Annotated in this window: 15 protein-coding genes and 1 tRNA gene; 5 read left to right on the top strand and 11 right to left on the bottom strand. The window is 52.9% G+C overall.

The window, feature by feature from the left end; all coding sequences use genetic code 11:
• Positions 1-77: 77 nt before the first annotated feature.
• A complete protein-coding gene (locus GN208_RS08030; protein ID WP_015422400.1) occupies positions 78-1,841 on the bottom strand; it encodes a hypothetical protein in 1,764 nt (587 codons plus the stop codon).
• 130 nt (positions 1,842-1,971) lie between these two features.
• Positions 1,972-3,357, bottom strand: coding sequence for a uracil-xanthine permease family protein (locus GN208_RS08025; protein WP_004236571.1), 1,386 nt, complete (start codon positions 3,355-3,357; stop codon positions 1,972-1,974).
• Positions 3,358-3,597: 240 nt separating this feature from the next.
• Here GN208_RS08025 and gltS point away from each other — a divergent pair, with 240 nt between their 5' ends.
• Positions 3,598-4,830, top strand: a complete 1,233-nt coding sequence (gene gltS, locus GN208_RS08020) for a sodium/glutamate symporter (protein WP_004236569.1) — start codon at positions 3,598-3,600, stop codon at positions 4,828-4,830.
• 50 nt (positions 4,831-4,880) lie between these two features.
• Here gltS and recG read toward each other — a convergent pair whose 3' ends face one another.
• From recG to GN208_RS07990, 6 genes are all read right to left on the bottom strand, one after another.
• The gene (gene recG, locus GN208_RS08015; protein WP_004236568.1) at positions 4,881-6,962 is read right to left on the bottom strand and encodes an ATP-dependent DNA helicase RecG; all 2,082 of its coding nucleotides are present in this window, start codon (positions 6,960-6,962) and stop codon (positions 4,881-4,883) included.
• Positions 6,963-6,980: 18 nt separating this feature from the next.
• Positions 6,981-7,676, bottom strand: a complete 696-nt coding sequence (gene trmH, locus GN208_RS08010) for a tRNA (guanosine(18)-2'-O)-methyltransferase TrmH (RefSeq protein WP_004236567.1) — start codon at positions 7,674-7,676, stop codon at positions 6,981-6,983.
• A 9-nt stretch (positions 7,677-7,685) separates the two neighbouring features.
• Positions 7,686-9,791 carry a bifunctional GTP diphosphokinase/guanosine-3',5'-bis pyrophosphate 3'-pyrophosphohydrolase gene (gene spoT, locus GN208_RS08005; RefSeq protein WP_004236566.1) on the bottom strand — a complete coding sequence of 702 codons (2,106 nt, stop codon included), beginning with the start codon at positions 9,789-9,791 and terminating at the stop codon, positions 7,686-7,688.
• 17 nt (positions 9,792-9,808) lie between these two features.
• Positions 9,809-10,084, bottom strand: coding sequence for a DNA-directed RNA polymerase subunit omega (rpoZ, locus tag GN208_RS08000; RefSeq protein ID WP_004236565.1), 276 nt, complete (start codon positions 10,082-10,084; stop codon positions 9,809-9,811).
• A 54-nt stretch (positions 10,085-10,138) separates the two neighbouring features.
• Complete coding sequence (gene gmk, locus GN208_RS07995; protein ID WP_004236564.1) at positions 10,139-10,762, bottom strand: guanylate kinase; 624 nt, start codon at positions 10,760-10,762, stop codon at positions 10,139-10,141.
• A gap of 296 nt (positions 10,763-11,058) precedes the next feature.
• Entirely contained in the window at positions 11,059-11,676 is a 618-nt protein-coding gene (locus GN208_RS07990) for a trimeric intracellular cation channel family protein (protein ID WP_004236560.1), read from the bottom strand.
• Between the two features lie 138 nt (positions 11,677-11,814).
• Between GN208_RS07990 and GN208_RS07985 the strand changes: the two genes are divergently transcribed.
• Positions 11,815-13,095, top strand: coding sequence for a DUF3748 domain-containing protein (locus tag GN208_RS07985; protein WP_004236559.1), 1,281 nt, complete (start codon positions 11,815-11,817; stop codon positions 13,093-13,095).
• A 10-nt stretch (positions 13,096-13,105) separates the two neighbouring features.
• Here GN208_RS07985 and GN208_RS07980 read toward each other — a convergent pair whose 3' ends face one another.
• Together GN208_RS07980 and GN208_RS07975 are read right to left on the bottom strand one after the other, a co-directional pair.
• A complete protein-coding gene (locus GN208_RS07980) occupies positions 13,106-13,444 on the bottom strand; it encodes a YceK/YidQ family lipoprotein (RefSeq protein WP_015422403.1) in 339 nt (112 codons plus the stop codon).
• Between the two features lie 487 nt (positions 13,445-13,931).
• Positions 13,932-14,504 carry a DNA-3-methyladenine glycosylase I gene (locus tag GN208_RS07975; protein ID WP_004236556.1) on the bottom strand — a complete coding sequence of 191 codons (573 nt, stop codon included), beginning with the start codon at positions 14,502-14,504 and terminating at the stop codon, positions 13,932-13,934.
• Positions 14,505-14,689: 185 nt separating this feature from the next.
• On the opposite strand from GN208_RS07975, the gene glyQ reads away from it, so the two are divergent.
• Both glyQ and glyS read left to right on the top strand, forming a co-directional pair.
• Positions 14,690-15,598 carry a glycine--tRNA ligase subunit alpha gene (glyQ, locus tag GN208_RS07970; RefSeq protein WP_004236554.1) on the top strand — a complete coding sequence of 303 codons (909 nt, stop codon included), beginning with the start codon at positions 14,690-14,692 and terminating at the stop codon, positions 15,596-15,598.
• Positions 15,599-15,607: 9 nt separating this feature from the next.
• Entirely contained in the window at positions 15,608-17,677 is a 2,070-nt protein-coding gene (gene glyS, locus GN208_RS07965; RefSeq protein WP_004236552.1) for a glycine--tRNA ligase subunit beta, read from the top strand.
• 42 nt (positions 17,678-17,719) lie between these two features.
• Here the strand turns inward: glyS and GN208_RS07960 are convergent, their stop codons facing one another.
• Positions 17,720-18,997 carry a filamentous hemagglutinin N-terminal domain-containing protein gene (locus tag GN208_RS07960; RefSeq protein WP_004236551.1) on the bottom strand — a complete coding sequence of 426 codons (1,278 nt, stop codon included), beginning with the start codon at positions 18,995-18,997 and terminating at the stop codon, positions 17,720-17,722.
• A gap of 267 nt (positions 18,998-19,264) precedes the next feature.
• Here GN208_RS07960 and GN208_RS07955 point away from each other — a divergent pair.
• Positions 19,265-19,341, top strand: a tRNA-Pro gene (locus tag GN208_RS07955).
• Positions 19,342-19,357: the final 16 nt, after the last annotated feature.

Here is a 19,357-nt window from a genome sequence, read left to right as displayed (position 1 = left end):
GGGCAGGCGGACGAAAAGCATGCGCGTCATGGATGACGCTACAGCGCCTTACGGCGCTGTTTTTGTATCAGCAAAGGTTACAGAATTTCTCCGGTTTCGCTGTTATCCGGGATCACCCGCTGTGCAGGCGGGGCAGAAGGTACCGGCTCTGCGGATCCCGGGGTGTTGCTCATCTGTCCCTGCGTGATAGCCCGGTTTATCTGATTTCCCTGTTTATCCTGTCCGGAGAGCATGCCGCTCAGTGTGCTGCGGATATCCTCTGCCCGCAACTGCCCGTTCAGACGCAGGGTGTAATTGGCGCTGCCGGTCAGCGGAGCAGGTTGCCAGCCCCATTGTGACAGGATCTGACTGTCCGCACCGGTTGCCTGTAATGTGAAACTGAAAGGCACAGTACCGGATGGCGTGGCCTGAAACTGCATTTTCAGCAACCCTTCCTCGGCAGAGGCGGCAAATTGTGTGGTTGCCGCGCTGTCAGTTCCGGCAGTCAGAGTCAGATACGGGCGGTGCAGTTCGACCCGGTTAAAGGTGGCATTGCCGGCACTGACAGAAAGCTCGCCGTCCCATAATCCCCACTGACCGGATTTCAGGATCTGCATGGTTTTGATGTAGCCGTTCACATTGGTGAGCTGGAACGGGAAAACCGGCTGTGTATCAATCAGCAGGGCATTGGAGACTTTAATATCCTGCAGGCGGATAGCATCAATTCCCTGCGGGGCGGCTTCCTGTAATGCGGCGAACCACTGTTCCGGGAGGCTGTACAGCAGGTTGTCGGCGACACCGCTGGTGATATCCAGTGTCCGGGTGGCGCGGTTCCACTCCCCGGTAAAGCGCAGAATACTCTTGTCATAGCGGCCGGTCAGACGGTTGACCGCAATCTGATCGCCGCGCAGTTCCAGGGTGCTGATAATGTCAGAAAAATGCTGCCCGCTGAGTGTCAGATCTGCTGCGGCGATATCTGCCTGTCCGTTGTCCGTCTGCCAGCGCCCTTGTTTAAAGGCCAGATTTTTGACCGTGCCTTCCAGATAGTTTACCGCCCACTGATGACCTTCGAGCTTGATATTGGTGGCGGTGATATTCCTGGCCTGAATATCCGGCAGGTTTTCTGTGCTGTCTGCCAGCTGTGTCAGTGTTTGCGGTGTCTGCCAGCGGATATCATTAAGCAACAGGTTATCCAGCTGCCACTGACCTTCGGCGCTGCGGCGTCCGGTGGCGGTGATCAGGCCGTTTTCCAGTGTGGCGGTCAGGTTATCAAACGTGAATTGTTTTCCGCTGACCTCGCCCTGTGTCAGGATATTTTTCAGCGGCAGCCCGTAGTAATTCAGGCTGTTGGCGGAAAACTGGTATTTGCCGTTTCCGGTCAGGTCACTGCCCTGCGGCTGCCACGGTGTGATCCCGCCGGTAACACCTTCCGCGTCAATTACCCGGTTGCCGTCGGTGCGGCGGAGTGCGGTCTGATTGAGCTGTAATAACCCGGCACTGACCGGCAGGGTGCTGCTGTCAGCAGCATCAGAAATTTCGATATCCCCTTTCTGCACAATGATACGGGCAAACCAGCCGGGTTCAGAAAAACTGCGCCAGTCCAGGGTCAGCTCAACATTGGCCGCTTCCAGGGCAAAATCACCGGAAACCGTGCTGATGCTGACATCACTGAGTGAAATAAGTGAGGGAGATGAGAGCGAGTGACTTATCGCGGAAAGCGAGACTTTGTAGCGTGTGTTGTCACTGATAAGGGCTGAAACCTGTTTTGTACCCCATGATGTCTGCACCACAAGGGCCGTGGCAACGATAAGAATAATGACCAGTGTTATCAGCCAGAAAACAGCCCGTCCCAACCATTTCATAATGCGCTCCCCGATAGATAATCCTGAGGGCATACTAGCGTGAGGCTCTTTATGGTGACAAGGATTATCGCGGTTTTTCCGCACAGAGCAGCCCGCGTGACCGTTTCCGGTCACGCGGTTAAACAGATGATTATTTCTCCGGCGGAAAAATCAGGTTCAGGGCTATCGCGGTCAGACCGCCCGCCGCAATTCCTGAAGAAAGCAGGGTTTTCAGCCAGTCCGGTGCGAACTGCAGGATCAGCGGCTGCTGGGAAACCCCCATGCCGACAGCCAGCGACAGCGCAATAATCATAATTGCCCGGCGGTTCAGGGTTTCGCGGGAAACAATCCGCACCCCGGATGCCGCAATCGTCCCGAACATCACAATGGTTGCACCGCCGAGTACCGGCTCCGGAATGTGCTGCACAAAACCGGCTACGGCCGGGAACAGCCCCAGCACGATCAGCATCAGTGCCACCACATAACCGACATAACGGCTGGCAACGCCGGTCAGTTGGATCACACCATTATTCTGCCCGAAACAGGAGTTCGGGAAGGTGTTAAAGACCGCAGACAGGGCGGAATTGAGACCGTTTGCCAGCACGCCGCCTTTCAGGCGCTTCATATAGAGCGGGCCGGACACCGGTTGTTCGGAGACATCGGACGTCGCGGTAATATCACCGATGGTTTCCAGCGAGGTCACCATAAAGATCAGGATCAGCGGCAGCAGCAGGTTCCAGTCAATGGATAAGCCGTAATAGAGCGGTGCCGGGATCACAATCATTTCTTTTGGAATTTCTGCATGGTTATCCGGCAGCATGCCCATCCACCAGGCGGCCAGATAGCCCGCGGTCATCGCCAGTACCAGTGAAGCGACGCGCAGATACGGGTTTTTCTGGCGGTTCAGCAGCACAATCACCGCCAGCACAATACCGGCGAGGATCAGGTTATCGGCAGAGCCGAAGGTGTTATCCGCCATTGCGCCATAACCGCCGCCGATGGAGGTCAGCCCGACCTGAATTAATGACAGGCCGATAATCATCACCACCACACCGGAGACCAGCGGTGTGATAATACGGCGAGCCAGATGCAGGAAACGGGAGAGGATCACTTCTGTCATCGCCGCCAGCATCAGTGTGCCGAACAGCGCCGCCATCATTCCTTCCGTATCCACACCATTATTTTTCAGTGCCATACCCCCCATAATCAGCGGGGCAACAAAGTTAAAGCTGGTGCCCTGGATAGAGAGCAGCCCTGAGCCGACCGGCCCCCAGGTACGGATTTGCAGCAGTGAGGCCAGCCCGGAAGCGAACAGCGACATACTGATAATCCGCTGGGTATCATGGGCGGAAAGGCCAAGCGCCTGAGCGATAAGCAACCCCGGCGTAATCACCGCCACAAACATCGCCAGCAGATGCTGGCAGGCGGCAAAGAGGGTCTGCGGCAGCGGCGGACGATCTTCCAGACGGTAGATGAGTTCACTATTTGTGTTAGTCGCGGGAGTTACACTGGTTTTGTCAGAAATTGCAGAGTTCATGTCAACAGGTCCGGGATAAGCAATTTCCGTATTTTAATGATCTGCGGCACAAAAGCAATCGTTTGCGCGGATGAGATGTTATTTTTTATAGCGGAATATAATCACAGTTTTATTTATTTTAACTTGTCTTTATCCGCTTTTTTTTCTTTAATCCCGATACCTGCTTTTTTTCTTGCGTAATAAGGACGTTATTAACGCGATACTGATGTAACAAATACCAACAATAAAAGGGGTACGTGAATGTATCAACTCGACGTTTACGGCACGCTGGTTGCGGCCACACTCGTCCTATTACTGGGACGTAAACTCGTAAAAACTGTACCATTCCTCGAAAAGTATACTATTCCTGAGCCTGTGGCCGGTGGTCTTCTGGTCGCGATTGTATTATTGGGGCTCAAATCCGGTATGGATCTGGAAGTGAAATTTGATGATTCACTGAAAGACCCGCTGATGCTGGCGTTCTTCGCCACCATCGGCTTAAACGCCAACTTAGCCAGCCTGAAGGCGGGCGGTAAAACATTATTTATCTTTGTGATTGCCGTTGTGGGCTTACTGATTGTGCAGAACAGTGTCGGTATTTCCCTGGCGAAAATGATGGGGCTTGACCCGCTGATTGGTCTGCTGGCCGGTTCTATCACACTTTCCGGTGGTCACGGTACCGGGGCGGCATGGGGTAAAATTTTCAGCGACAGCTATGGTTTCACCTCTGCAACAGAAATTGCGATTGCCTGTGCCACATTTGGTCTGGTGCTCGGCGGCCTGATTGGTGGTCCGGTGGCCCGTTTCCTGATCAAAAAGACAGCCATGAGCGATGTGAAATTACAGGATGATGAAGCACCGACCGCGTTTGAAAAACCGCAGGCCGGACGCATGATCACTTCAATGGTTCTGCTTGAAACAATTGCACTGATTGCTATCTGTTTGCTGGCAGGGACGTATCTGTATGGTGTTCTGACGGATTTCTTCACGTCGATGCAGTGGAAGTTCCAGATCCCGGCGTTCGTGTGTGTGCTGTTTATCGGGGTTATCCTGAGCAACAGTCTGTCACTGATGGGCTTCTACCGTGTGTTTGAACGGGCGGTGTCGGTGCTGGGTAACGTCAGTCTGTCACTGTTCCTGGCGATGGCACTGATGAGCCTGAAACTGTGGGAAATCGCCTCTCTGGCGGTACCGATGCTGGTGATTCTGGCGGTACAGACCGTGGTGATGGCGCTGTATGCCGTCTTCGTCACTTACCGTGTGATGGGGAAAAACTATGATGCGGCGGTACTGGCTGCCGGTCACTGTGGCTTCGGGATGGGCGCGACACCAACCGCGATTGCCAACATGCAGGCGGTAACTGATCGCTTCGGTCCTTCCCATGTGGCCTTCCTGGTGGTACCGATGGTGGGGGCGTTCTTCCTGGATCTGATTAACGCACTGGTTATTCCGTTCTTCCTGGCGTTACCTATCTTCCCGGCTGCGGGCGGGTAACAGAACAGTTCTTAAAGCAGGCAAGCCACCCCTCCGGGTGGCTTTTTTCGTTATACGTTGGTGTATTGTGTGCGTTCCGGCAGCCAGCGTTCTATCAGGGCTTTTGCCTGTTCCGGATAGTTTTGGTGCAGATGCCGTGCAACGCGCTGTACTTCCGGCAGCATGCCCTGGTCGCGCAGTAAATCCGCCACTTTAAATTCCGCATTGCCAGTCTGGCGTGTGCCGAGCAGTTCCCCCGGCCCGCGGATTTCCAGGTCTTTCTGCGCGATAACAAAGCCGTCGTTGCTGTCCCGCAGTACCTGAAGACGCAGTTTTGCTGTCTGGGTGAGCGGGGTTTTATACAGCAGCACACAGTGGGAGACCGCAGAGCCGCGCCCGACCCGGCCGCGCAGCTGATGCAGCTGTGCCAGCCCGAGCCGTTCCGGGTTTTCGATAATCATCAGGCTGGCGTTCGGTACATCCACCCCGACTTCAATCACCGTGGTGGCAACCAGCAGATCCAGCTCACCGGCCTTAAACTGTGCCATTACCGCCTGTTTTTCTGCCGGTTTCATGCGGCCGTGAACCATCCCGACCCGCAGATCCGGTAGCGTGGCGGACAGCTCATCAAACGTGACCTGAGCCGCCTGGGCTTCCAGCAAATCCGATTCATCGATCAGGGTACAGACCCAGTAAGCCTGACGTTTTTCATCCTGACAGGCATTGCGCACCCGCTCAATAATCTCATGGCGGCGGTTGTCCGGAATCGCCACCGTGGTCACCGGGGTTCTGCCGGGCGGCAGTTCGTCGATAACCGAGGTATCGAGATCTGCATAGGCAGTCATGGCCAGAGTACGCGGGATCGGCGTGGCGGTCATGATCAGCTGATGTGGATGGAATCCCTGCTGTTCGCCTTTTTCCCACAATGCCAGCCGCTGGTGGACACCAAAGCGGTGTTGTTCATCGATAATCACCAGCGCCAGGGAATGAAAACGGATATGTTCCTGAAAAATGGCGTGTGTGCCGATAACCATGGCCACATCACCGGCAGCAATGGCGTCTTCCTGTGCCTGTCGTGCCTTGCCTTTCTGTTTCCCGGCAACCCAGCCGACACTGATACCCAGCGGCTCCAGCCACTGACGGAAAGTATTGGCGTGTTGTTCAGCCAGCAATTCTGTCGGTGCCATCAGAGCCACCTGTCTGCCGTGTGCGATAGCGCGAAGTGCCGCCAGCGCGGCGACCAGCGTTTTCCCTGAGCCGACATCCCCCTGAATCAGGCGCATCATCGGTACCGGTTTTTCCAGATCCTGCTCTATTTCCGCCACCACGCGCTGCTGGGCATTGGTTGGTGAGAAGGGAAGTTGTGCCAGAAACTGATTTTTCAGTGTTTCCTGCGGTGACAGCGGCAGTGCGTGATAACGCTGTGCCCCTGCTCTGACCGCCAGCATGCTGAGGTGATGCGCCAGCAGTTCTTCCAGCACAATCCGTTTCAGTGCCGGATGCTGCCCGCTTTCCAGTTCGGCAAGCTGTGTATCCGCCGGTGGCCGGTGCAGCGTTTTCAGCGCCTGCGGCAGGCTCATCATAGAGCGGGTCAGTTCCGGCGGCAGTAATTCATTAATGGCGCAGGTATCGAGCAACTCCAGCGCCTGATCGAGCAGTTTGCGGAGTGTGGCCTGGCGGACACCTTCGGTGGTCGGGTAGATAGGGGTGAGTGTTTCCTGTAATTCAACGGAAGTATCACTCTGGCGGACTTTGTATTCGGGGTGGAAAATCTCCGGGCCATTTTTGCCGCGCCGGATTTCACCGTAAGCGGTGACCTGTTTTCCGGCCACCAGCGCATTTTTCATCGCCGCTGAAAAGTTAAAGAAACGCAGGGTTAAGATGCCGGTACCGTCGCTTATCTGGCAGGTCATCATCCGCTTGCGGCCAAAGACCACATCGGTGCGCAGCACTTCGCCGCTGACGGTGGCATAAATCCCGGGTAACAGATCGGTAATGGTATAAAGCCGGGTCTGGTCTTCATAACGCAGCGGCAGATGGAAAAGCAGATCCTGAAGGGTGTGCAGACCGATACCGGCCAGTTTGCCCGCCTGCCCGGCCCCGACGCCGTGTAAAGTCGTGAGTGGGATAGCATCAAGCAGTTGACCTTTCATTTTCTGCTCCGTTTCGTATCAGGCGGATGGTTTCTTCTGTTGCATGGCAGCCCACCAGCTGTCCGGCGCAATAATATGACCCTGTTCATCAATCTGCGGACGGGGCAGTTTTTTCTCGCGGGCGACCTGGGCCAGCACCGGATAACCGCGTTCAAACAGCAGGCGCTGCTGTTCATCCTGTGCCAGGGCACAACGGGGATGCTCATAGAGACCGGCAGCTTCACGCTGGCGTTGTGCCTCATAGAGGATCACGGCGGCGGCAACAGACACATTCAGTGACTGTACCATGCCGGACATCGGGATCATAATATGCTGATCTGCCAGCCGGATGGCTTCCTGAGATATGCCGGTTTTCTCCGAGCCCATGATAATGCAGGTCGGGCGGGTAAAATCGATCGCCCGGAAATCCACCGCGCTGTCAGACAGATGAGTGGCAAGAATCTGCATACCCTGTGATTTCAGGAGGGTCACGGCACCAGCGAGTGTGTCGTGGTTATGCACATTTACCCAGCTGTTGCTGCCGGCGGCGGAAGAGACCAGGGTTTTGATTTTTTCCGGCCAGACCGCATGCAGATCATGGATACCGACAGCATCCGCGCTGCGGATCACCGCCGAGACATTGTGCGGCTTATGCACTTCCTCGAGACACAGGGTGAGGTCAGGCTGGCGCATCGCCATCATCCGGCAGATGCGCTCATAACGTTGGGAATTCATACCGTGTGATTAATTCCGGTTACGGCTGACGCGCAGGACATCCGGCATAATGCGGATCTTACGCATAATATTCGCAAGCTGGATACGGTCTTTTGCGGTCAGGCGGATAAAGGCGCAGTAAACGCGGCCATCTTTCTCCTCGGTATTCATGCTCTGAATACTGGAGTTGGCATCATTAATTGCGGCAGTCAGGTTAGCCAGTGCGCCCTGGTGGTTAAACATATCCACTTTGATTTCAGCAATAAAATCGGTGTCGATATCATTATCCCACTCAACAGCCATGAATTTTTCCGGTTCTTTTTCATATCCGCGGATATTACGGCAGGATTCATGGTGGATAACCAGCCCTTTACCCGGACTGATATGGGCGATAATCGGGTCACCCGGTACCGGACGGCAGCATTTGGCGAAGGTGATAAGCACTCCGTCCGCGCCTTTGATCGGCAGCTTGCGGGTGGTGCTCTCTTCGGTATTACTTTCCGGCTCGTTCAGCAGGTTACGGGCAACCACCACACTCATGGCATTCCCCAGGCCGATTTCCGCCAGCAGGTCATCCAGAGTCGCCAGTTTCATCCGCACCAGCTCACGGCTGATATTTTCCTGAGGGATATCTGTGATCTTACGGCCGTTACCGAGTGCATGGTTGAGCAGACGGCGGCCCAGGTTGACAGAATCATCCCTTTTGAGGTTTTTCAGTAACTGACGGATTTTCGCCCGGGCTTTTGAGCTGACAACAAAGTTCAGCCACGCGGCATTCGGCCGTGCGCCCGGTGCGGTAATAATTTCAACGGTTTGTCCGCTGGTCAGTTGCTGGGAGAGCGGATACGGCTGGCGGTCAACGCGCGCGCCGACACAGGAGTGGCCGATGTCCGTATGCACGGCATAGGCGAAATCCACCGGAGTGGCGCCGGTCGGCAGTTCCACAATCCGGCCTTCCGGCGTGAAGACATAAATCTCATCCGGGAAGAGATCGGATTTCACGCTCTCAATAAATTCAAAGGTGTTGCCGGTGCTTTGCTGAAGTTCTATCAGGCTCTGCATCCAGCGGTGGGCACGCACCTGTGCGGTGGTGCCGGATTCACCGTGCTCTTTATAAGCCCAGTGTGCAGCCACCCCCATTTCCGCCATCTGATCCATATCTTCGGTCCGGATCTGCACTTCCACCGGCACCCCGTGAGGGCCGATAAGGGAGGTGTGTAATGACTGATAGCCGTTGGCTTTCGGGATGGCGATATAATCTTTGACGCGGCCGGGACGCGGTTTGTACAGGCCGTGAACCTGACCTAATACGCGGTAACAGGTGTCGACAGTGCTTACAATCACGCGGAATGCATAAATGTCCATGATCGAGTGAAAACGCTGCTCTTTCAGGTGCATTTTCCGGTAGATGGAGTAGAGATGTTTTTCCCGTCCGCTGACTTTGCAGCTGATCCCGGCTTCCGTCAGACGCCCTTCGATTTCGGATAAAATCTTCTGGATCATCTCTTTACGGTTGCCGCGCGCGGCTTTCACCACTTCTTTGATGACGCGGTAGCGGTTCGGGTAAAGGGCTTCGAATCCCAGCTCCTCAAGCTCCGTTTTGATATGGTGAATACCGAGACGGTGAGCCAGAGGACTGTAGATTTCAAGGGTTTCGCGCGCAATACGACGACGCTTATCGGGACGCAGAGACCCGAGCGTGCGCATGTTATGCGTGCGGTCTGCCAGCTTGATGAGAATGACACGGATGTCTTTCACCATCGCCATGACCATTTTGCGGAAGTTTTCAGCCTGAGCTTCTTTTTTATCGCGGAAGTTCAGTTTGTCTAACTTCGATACCCCTTCCACCAGCCCGGCAACCGTGGTGCCGAACAGTTGTTCAATATCCTGAAAGGTGGCAGGCGTATCTTCAATAACGTCGTGCAGCAGTGCTGCCATCAGTGTTTCGAGGTCGAGACGCATCTCGGCCAGGATACAGGCAACAGCGACCGGATGGGTAATATACGGTTCGCCACTGGAGCGGGTCTGCCCTTCGTGAGCATCCCGCGCAACGATATAGGCTTGTTTTAACAGATCAATCTGCTCTTTCGGCAGATAATCCTTAACAATATGGTTCAGGCTTTCAAACAGGTACAAGGCAGACCTACCTTAACTTAACGACGTCCTTCGGCGATTGCAGAAACCGCTTGCATTTCAGCAGCTTCCTGCTCCTGTTGTTCCTGGCGCTCACGGGCGTCAAGGATCTGGCCGTTGATCAGATTTTCTTCGATTTCGCGCAGGGCGATCACGGTGACTTTATCGTTTTCTTCCGGAACCAGAGGCTCTTTGCCGCCGGCCTGTAACTGACGCGCACGGCGTGCTGCCACTAATACGAGGTCAAAACGGTTACCAATTTTTTCTACTGCGTCCTGGACTGTTACGCGTGCCATAGGTGTGCTACTCCACAGATAAATAAATGACTCGGCATGATACTGAAAGTTGTATCACTGTGCCAATAATTTGGCGATTAAAGCATCATGTCGCTGAACCTGGCGACCTGAACGCAGACGTTCCGCACGGATAATCGTCTGTAAATCGGTCAGCGCGACATTAAAATCATCGTTCACAATCAGATAATCGTACTCGCCATAGTGCTGCATTTCACTGACCGCCTGTGCCATACGTCCGGCAATGACTTCGTCAGTGTCCTGACCACGGCCGCGCAGGCGGCGCAGCAATTCCTCACGGGACGGCGGCAGAATAAAGATACTGCGGGCTGCCGGCATCTGTTCCCGGATCTGGCGGGCTCCCTGCCAGTCAATATCAAGAAATACATCAACACCGGAGTTCAGGATATCTTCCACTGTTTTACGGGCGGTACCGTAGTAATTTCCGAAGACACAGGCATGTTCGAGAAACTCATTACGGCCGATCATGCTTTTGAATTCATCTTCAGTGGTGAAGAAATAATGCTCTCCGTGCACTTCGCCCGGGCGGATACCACGGGTGGTGTGCGAAACAGAAACCTGGGTGTCATATAAAGGCTGTGTTTTCAGTAATGCCTGAATAAGACTCGATTTTCCCGCACCACTCGGCGCAGAGACAATATATAACGTACCTTGGGTCATTGTTGATGTCTTGTCTGATTGGGGGTTGAAAAAGCCTCGGGGAATAAATCCCCGCATATAGTATACACACACGCGCAGCGACATGCAGCGTTCAGGTGATTATCTGCTGAAAATTTCTTATTTTTCCGGGCAGATGAATACGGATGTTTCATTTTTCCGCACCGGCGGAATAAAAATGTATGCATATACCCGTCAGTTACATGACAGTGCGGGACAACAGGAAAAAACAGACAAACAGGGCAGATAAGCAGAACCGGAACCGGTATTGTCCGGTTCCGGGTGAGCGGTTATTGCCGTTAATCCTGATTTTCGTAATTAAAGACCGGTAACCCGAGGCGGTAGCGGATGGCAATTAACCGGGACGTCAGGCCGGCCACCAGGGTAATAATAATGACGGCATCGCGCGGCAGCGGCGTGTAAAACAGTAATCCCATATAGAGCCAGGCAGCGGCAAAGGAGATACCGGCATATAATTCTTTCTGGAAAACCAGCGGAATGGTGTTACACAGCATATCGCGCAGCACACCACCGAAAACACCGGTGATAACGGCGGCAATAGCCGCAATGATCGGCCCGTAGTTCATATCGAGTGCTATCTGAGCGCCGATAATGGAAAATACCATCAGCCCGATAGCATCCAGGATCAGGAAAAGGCGGCGCAGATGCTTCATCATCGGCGCAACCCAGATAGTAATAACGGCAGCACAGGCAACCGTAATAATATATTCAGGATGTTTTACCCAGCCCAGCGGGTAATGGCCCAGCAGCATATCGCGGACAGATCCGCCGCCGATAGCAGTGGCGGAGGCGATAATAATTACGCCGAAAACATCCATTTTCCGGCGGCCGGCGGCCAGTGCTCCGGTCATGGCTTCAGCGGTAATACCAATAATGTACAGGATACTGAGTAACATAGTCTTATCATTGCCGGTTTATCGGAAGGTTAGCATAGTCAGCACAGCCGAAAGTCTCGACTGAGTTTTTTTAGTCTGACCCAATCGGATTACCTGAGGTTATCCGAACTGATGGTATAAAAAGAGAGTATCACTCTAATGAATGAATATCAGATAACAACAACACCCCGTCATCATCAGCTTACTAATATTAATGTATGGACGCCGGATAGCCAATGGCTGGTTTATGATGTCCGCCCTCAGGGGTCTTCGTTTATCGGTAAAACGATAGAAAAAATTCATGTGAATACAACAGAAATCCGTGAAATTTACCGGGGAACCGCCGGGGCCTGTGTGGGTGTGGTGACTGTCAGCCCGCAGTTGCCGGTGCGGTATGCCTTTATCCGCGGGCCGCTGAACCCGGATCCGCAGTGGCAGTATGATTTCCATCACCGTCAGGGGGTGATGGTCAGTGATGATGTGCCGGGTGTTGCACACAATATTGATGCTTTCTGCATTACACCGCCTTATCAGCCCGGCGCTCTGCGCGGCGGTACACATGTGCATGTGTTCAGCCCGGACGGGGAATGGCTGAGTTTCACTTATAACGACCATGTGCTGCATGAGCGGGATCCGGCGCTGGATCTGCGTAATGTGGCGGTGGCGGTTCCGCTGCATCCGGTATGTACCGGGAAACATCACCCGCGTGAATATGACGGGGAGTTTTTCTGCTGTGTGGTCTCGCGGACAACCCCGGCGCCGCAACCCGGCAGTGATGAAATCAGCCGTGCATATGAAGAGGGCTGGATTGGTGAGCAGGGGTATCTGCGGGCTGACGGCTCCCGTCAGCGGCGTGCGATTGCGTTTATCGGGGATACCCGGTCAGAAAACGATGAGGTGATCCCGGAGATTTTCCGTCTCGATCTGCCGGAACGGCCTGAAGATTATGCCGTTGCCGGCGATCTGCCGCTTGAGGGAACCGACAGCACGATGCCTGCTCCGCCGGCCGGTGTCAGCCAGACGCGGCTGACATTTACTCATCATCGCCGGTATCCGGGGCTGGCAAAACAGCCGCGCTTCTGGCTGCGCAGCTCACCGCAGGGCGACAAAATTGCGTTTCTGATGCAGGACGATCAGGGAATTGTTCAGTTGTGGACGATTTCCCCGCTGGGCGGTGAGGTGCATCAGGTCACTTCCGGCAGTGACAGTATTGAATCTGCATTCAGCTGGGACAGCACCGGGCGGTATCTGACCTTTGTCCGTAAAGGATTGGTCATGGTGTGTTGTGCTGAAACCGGGGTATGCCGCGCGGTGACGGCACCATCGGCAGAACCGGTGTCAGGGGATGCGGTGGTGTTTTCACCGGATAACAGCCGGGTGGCATTTCTGCGCCGCACAAACGGCTGGCAGCAAATCTGGGTGGCAGACACCGGGCTGTAACGGCGGCAGATTACTCCTGCGGCAATGGTGCCGGGGCGTTATGGGCGGTTTCCGCTGCTTCCAGGCGTTTTACCCGTTCCGCAGGGGATGACTCACTGTTGTCTTTGCCGCCGGTGGCATAATCGACCGGGGCCAGAAGGGTATCGAGGACAGCGGAGAAGGGCAGGTCAATGGCGACAATCGGCTTCATGACCCAGCCGGTTTCGTCATCCTGCAACATGGCGATACTGTTTTTGGTTCCGGGATAGTAGCCCTCTGTCGGGCCGGTCCGGGTCATAATACTTGAGCAGCCGCTGAGTATCGTACTCAGTCCCAGCAATCCGCTTATTATCATACATTTGCGTGTCATAACATGTCCCTGCATATACAGCGGGCGGGTACCGGTAATTATTTCACCCGACCGGCGTACTATTCCATAAATAGAGTGTACTGAGAAGTTTTTGTTTTTTTGTGTGATCCGGATTTCCGTTTAACGGCGGAACGTGAGTGCTGTCACCGGAAAATGATCACCGGCAAATCGTCACCGGTAAAACACGCAGATCACAGGCAAAGGGTACCACCCCCGTGGAATTGTTTTAACAGAACCGGCGGAATTATCTGTCAGAAAGTGTGACTGAATTTATTGAACAGTGCGGTTTGTCGGCGCTAATACAATGATAATAGCAGGATTATTACAGCCATTACCGGAGGCACTTGCGGGTAAACTGGGACGCATTACTGAACGGTGTGAGGTAAATGCCTTGTGCTTTATGCCGGCCGGTGATGTCAGTTAACAGATCCAAAGTCCTCGTTATACCTTTACCCCGTTATGTACTTACCACATAACGGGGATTTTTTTAACGGCGGCTGCAACAGTGCGGCAGATGATCATCAATCATGCCGACGGCCTGCATAAAGGAATAACAGATAACCGGCCCGCAGAATTTAAACCTGCGTTTTTTCAGTGCTTTTGCCAGAGCATGGGACAGCGGGGTATCCGCAGGGATGGTGCTGCTGTCTGTATAGTGGTTAATCAGCGGCGTGTTACCGGTGAAATTCCACAAAAAATCACTGAAATCTTCACCGGCCTCCTGCATCGCCAGGTAGGCTTTTGCATTACTGATAATGGCATTGATTTTCGCCCGCTGGCGGACAATTCCCGGGTTTTGCATCAGTTTGTCCACATCGGCCTCTGTCATGGCCGCCACTTTTTCCGGATCAAACTGAAAGAACGACTGCCGGTAATTTTCACGCTTTTTCAGGATCACCAGCCAGGAAAGACCCGCCTGCTGGCCTTCAAGGCAGATCATCTCAAATAATTTATGGTTATCACGCTCGGGGACACCCCATTCGGTGTCATGGTACTGAATATAGAGCGGGTCATCAGTAACCCAGGCACAGCGGGTCTGAGCAGCGGCGGACAGTGACATTGTGTTCTCCCGGAAGACGGCTTTCCGGTTAATTTATACTGGATAAATATCCATGTAAACGGGTATATTACCGGTTTTTCGATCCGGGCGGAAAAAGATCGGAGAAGCGCTGTATAGTCCGGCGGTCAGAGGGTATACTGAATGACTTTTATTTTATTATTCATTTTCTCGCGTGCGGATCCAACATGCAAAAGTTTGATACCAAAACCTTCCAGGGTCTTATCCTGACATTACAGGATTACTGGGCGCGCCAGGGCTGTACCATTGTTCAACCACTGGACATGGAAGTCGGCGCCGGCACTTCACACCCGATGACGTGTCTGAGAGCGTTAGGGCCGGAGCCGATTGCGGCGGCCTATGTGCAGCCATCCCGTCGTCCGACGGACGGCCGTTACGGGGAAAACCCGAACCGCCTGCAGCACTACTATCAGTTTCAGGTCATCATCAAACCGTCTCCGGATAACATCCAGGAGCTGTATCTCGGCTCCCTGAAAGAGCTGGGTATTGACCCGACGGTTCATGACATCCGTTTTGTTGAGGATAACTGGGAAAACCCGACACTGGGTGCCTGGGGATTAGGCTGGGAAGTCTGGCTGAACGGCATGGAAGTTACACAGTTTACTTACTTCCAGCAGGTCGGCGGACTGGAGTGCAAACCGGTTACCGGGGAAGTCACTTACGGTCTCGAGCGCCTGGCGATGTACATCCAGGGCGTGGACAGCGTTTACGATCTGGTCTGGTGTGACGGCCCGCTGGGCAAAACCACCTATGGTGATATCTATCATCAGAACGAAGTTGAGCAATCCACGTATAACTTTGAATACGCCGATGTGGACTTCTTATTCACCTGTTTCGAACAGTATGAGAAAGAAGCACAGTCCCTGCTGGCACTGGAAACTCCGCTGCCGTTACCGGCCTACGAGCGTATTCTGAAAGCGGCTCACTCTTTCAACCTGCTTGATGCGCGCAAAGCGATTTCGGTGACGGAACGTCAGCGTTATATCCTGCGCATCCGTACCCTGACCAAAGCCGTTGCCGAAGCTTACTATGCCTCCCGTGAGGCACTGGGCTTCCCGATGTGTAAAAAGAACTAAGAGGCTGTCATGACACAACAGACTTTCCTGACGGAAATCGGCACAGAAGAGTTACCGCCGAAGGCGCTTCGTTCTCTTGCTGAATCTTTTGCGGCCAACCTGACTGCAGAACTGGCCGCTGCTAACCTGACTCACGGTGATGTGACCTGGTATGCTGCACCACGCCGCCTGGCGGTAAAAATTGCCGGTCTGGCGGAATCTGCCGCTGATCGCGAAGTGGAAAAGCGCGGCCCTGCTATTGCCCAGGCATTTGATGCCGAAGGCAAACCGACCAAAGCGGCGGAAGGCTGGGCACGCGGTTGCGGGATCACTGTCGATCAGGCTGATCGCATGGTCACTGACAAAGGTGAATGGCTGCTGTACCGCGCGGTGGAAAAAGGGAATAAAGCCAAAGAATTATTGGCAGATATGGTCAGCCGTGCGCTGGCAAAACTGCCTATCCCGAAACTGATGCGCTGGGGTGATAAAGAGACTCACTTTGTGCGTCCGGTTCATACCGTCACGATGCTGATGGGCGCGGATGTTATTCCGGGTGAAGTCCTTGGGATAACCTCTGACCGTGTTATCCGTGGTCACCGTTTTATGGGTGAAGCGGAATTTACTATCGCACACGCAGACGAGTATCCGGCAATTCTGGAAACCCGCGGTAAAGTGATGGCGGATTACGATGCCCGTAAAGCTATGATCAAACGTGATGCGGAAAAAGCAGCACTGGCACTGGGCGGCGTGGCTGACCTGACTGACAGCCTGCTGGAAGAAGTCACTTCACTGGTGGAATGGCCGGTTGTGCTGACAGCGAAATTCGAGGAAAAATTCCTCGCGGTTCCGTCTGAAGCGCTGGTTTACACTATGAAAGGTGACCAGAAATACTTCCCGGTTTACGACAAAAACGGCAACCTGATGCCGAACTTTATCTTTGTCGCCAATATCGAGTCTTCTGACCCGTCGCAGATCATCGCAGGTAATGAAAAAGTCGTCCGTCCTCGTCTGGCGGATGCTGAGTTCTTCTTCAAAACCGACTGCAAAAAGCGTCTGGAAGATAACCTGCCGCGCCTGAGCACGGTTCTGTTCCAGCAGCAACTGGGTACACTGCGTGATAAAACTGATCGCCTTGAAGCGCTCGCAGGCTGGATTGCCGGTCAGATTGGCGCGGATGTGAATCACGCCACCCGTGCGGGCCTGCTGGCCAAATGTGACCTGATGACCAACATGGTCTTTGAATTCACTGACACCCAGGGTGTGATGGGCATGCACTATGCACGCCATGACGGTGAATCCGAAGACGTGGCACTGGCGCTGAAAGAGCAGTATCAGCCGCGTTATGCCGGTGATAACCTGCCGTCAACGCCGGTGTCTGATGCTCTGGCGATTGCTGACAAAATGGATACCCTGGCGGGGATCTTCGGTATCGGCCAGCATCCGAAAGGGGATAAAGACCCGTTTGCTCTGCGCCGTGCCGCACTCGGCGTGCTGCGTATCATCGTTGAGAAAGGTTACAACCTCGACCTGGAAACGCTGACACAGGAAGCGGTCCGCCTGTATGGTGATAAGCTGACGAACGCGAATGTGGTCACTGACGTGGTTGATTTCATGTTAGGCCGTTTCCGTGCATGGTATCAGGAGCAGGGTTATGCGATTGATACTATCCAGGCAGTTCTGGCGCGTCGTCCGACCCGTCCGGCAGACTTTGATGCCCGCATGAAAGCCGTCACTCACTTCCGTACACTGGAGGAAGCCGCTGCTCTGGCCGCTGCTAACAAGCGTGTTTCCAACATTCTGTCGAAGAGTGATGATGCACTGAATGATACCGTTCTGGCATCATTAATGAATGCACCGGAAGAGATCCGCCTGGCAGCCTATGTGACTGACCTGAAAACGCAGCTGGCTCCGCTCTATGCGGAAGGCAAATATCAGGAAGCACTGACTGAACTGGCCTCTCTGCGTGAAGCGGTGGATGCGTTCTTTGATAGCGTAATGGTGATGGATAAGGATGACAATATCCGCCGTAACCGTCTGACATTATTAAATGAACTGCGCAACCTGTTCCTGGGTGTTGCGGATATTTCGCTGTTGCAGTAACCGGTGAAAGAGCTAAAAGCCCGGCAATGCCGGGCTTTCTTTTTACTGAAGTGGTTTTTTTATCTCAGATTCAAATACAGGCACGGATGTGATTTTTCCATTACCTGAATGATAGAGTTCATAAGCTCTGAACTTAGCTGTTTCATTCATTATCTCGCCATCATTAATATAGGCAAGAACATCACTATCTGCAGATATATCCAATGCTTCCAGATATTTTTTATTGTTAAATGCGATTTGATTTGCTTTAACCAATAAACTGCCTGTCAGATTGCCATAGTTATTAATACCAACACCGGATTTAACATTATTCAAACTGGTAATTTTGGTGATATCTGATGACATATTCCCTTTGTTATGGATAACAGCGCTGCCTATTGCCAGCATTTTATGTTTGTTATCAATATGGATATTGCCGTTGTTGGTAATCTGGCTGTTTTCCAGGATTGAATCCGCATCAGTTACACGGATATTACCTTTGCTGCCATTCATCAGGTGTGAATTGACCAAATCCAACGTCAGTTGACTATTCACAGCATGTTGCTTTTGTGCATCACCAACTGTAATCATACCGTGATTTTTTATATCAGTGTTATTTGCACTGATATACATATTATCCGTTTTAATATGGCTGCCTTTGCTGATAGTCAGTTTACTTTTTGGTGTACCACTGCTGCCGGGTAAGGCTTCCAAACCCCGGACTGTATCTGGTGAATATTTTACTAATTCATGGCCGCTGAACATCACCAGATTGGGCGTACTGATTTCACTGTTACGAATAGTGATGTTTTCAGCAATCACATTGAATTTGTTTACGGAAGAAAACGCATTTTCAGTGGTGTTACTAATGCGAATGTTGCTGTTATTTTTACTATTGTGATAACCCAGTAATTCTCCGTCCAGAGAGAATACTATTTTTCCGCCGGTCAGTGTTAACTGATCCGCGCCGGAAACACTGCATCCGTTACAGGCAATACCGTTCGGGTTAGCGATAATGAGATGGGCTTTTTGGCCATCCACATGCATATTGCCGCGCAGTTGTGATTTTTCGGTTGAAAGCACCTCGTTAATAATCATACCTGCACCGGATTCGCGGTTATTAAATACCACACCATGCTTGCCGACGTTAAACTGATCATAGGCATTATAAGAAACACCGTGTATGTTTGCCGGTGCGATATTGATGGTGGTGGTGTTCCCCTGACGGATGACCTGAGTCCTCTCTGATGATACAGGATTAACGGTAATATCCGTTGCAGAGGCGAACTGAGCGAGGAAAAGGGCACTGCTGATAACGGACAGCTTTACTATTTTTGGCATAACCACTCCCTGGTTGTTGCTGAGGTATAAAATCCACGGGCAGGATAAATAAAGTCGCTGACAGCAGATATAAACAGAGTGGTTATTTTTTGTCAGTTTTCAGCATTCCGATAGCAAATAAAAAACATACCGTTTACCAATAAGCGGATAAAAAACAGAAATTTGGCTGATAAACCGGCGAAATAAAAATAATGGGGTGAAAAACAAAAAATTCCGGTTTCTGCTCTTGACGTTTAGCCTTTCCGGCAGTAATATCCATCCCGCTTTCGGCGAGTAGCGCAGCTTGGTAGCGCAACTGGTTTGGGACCAGTGGGTCGTAGGTTCGAATCCTATCTCGCCGACCATATTAAGAAAAACCCT

The organism is Morganella sp. HSTU-ASny43 (assembly GCF_022819185.1).
Lineage (GTDB): Bacteria > Pseudomonadota > Gammaproteobacteria > Enterobacterales > Enterobacteriaceae > Morganella > Morganella morganii.
This window is presented reverse-complemented; position numbering and strand designations above follow the sequence as displayed.

Coding starts and splice junctions, on each gene's coding strand:
- rpoZ (WP_004236565.1), bottom strand. CDS start 10,084: ATGGCACGCGTAACAGTCCAGGACGCAGTAGAAAAAATTGGTAACCGT.
- gmk (WP_004236564.1), bottom strand. CDS start 10,762: ATGACCCAAGGTACGTTATATATTGTCTCTGCGCCGAGTGGTGCGGGA.
- gltS (WP_004236569.1), top strand. CDS start 3,598: ATGTATCAACTCGACGTTTACGGCACGCTGGTTGCGGCCACACTCGTC.
- GN208_RS08030 (WP_015422400.1), bottom strand. CDS start 1,841: ATGAAATGGTTGGGACGGGCTGTTTTCTGGCTGATAACACTGGTCATT.
- GN208_RS07960 (WP_004236551.1), bottom strand. CDS start 18,997: ATGCCAAAAATAGTAAAGCTGTCCGTTATCAGCAGTGCCCTTTTCCTC.
- GN208_RS07990 (WP_004236560.1), bottom strand. CDS start 11,676: ATGTTACTCAGTATCCTGTACATTATTGGTATTACCGCTGAAGCCATG.
- GN208_RS08025 (WP_004236571.1), bottom strand. CDS start 3,357: ATGAACTCTGCAATTTCTGACAAAACCAGTGTAACTCCCGCGACTAAC.
- GN208_RS07985 (WP_004236559.1), top strand. CDS start 11,815: ATGAATGAATATCAGATAACAACAACACCCCGTCATCATCAGCTTACT.
- trmH (WP_004236567.1), bottom strand. CDS start 7,676: ATGAATTCCCAACGTTATGAGCGCATCTGCCGGATGATGGCGATGCGC.
- GN208_RS07980 (WP_015422403.1), bottom strand. CDS start 13,444: ATGACACGCAAATGTATGATAATAAGCGGATTGCTGGGACTGAGTACG.
- recG (WP_004236568.1), bottom strand. CDS start 6,962: ATGAAAGGTCAACTGCTTGATGCTATCCCACTCACGACTTTACACGGC.
- GN208_RS07975 (WP_004236556.1), bottom strand. CDS start 14,504: ATGTCACTGTCCGCCGCTGCTCAGACCCGCTGTGCCTGGGTTACTGAT.
- glyQ (WP_004236554.1), top strand. CDS start 14,690: ATGCAAAAGTTTGATACCAAAACCTTCCAGGGTCTTATCCTGACATTA.
- glyS (WP_004236552.1), top strand. CDS start 15,608: ATGACACAACAGACTTTCCTGACGGAAATCGGCACAGAAGAGTTACCG.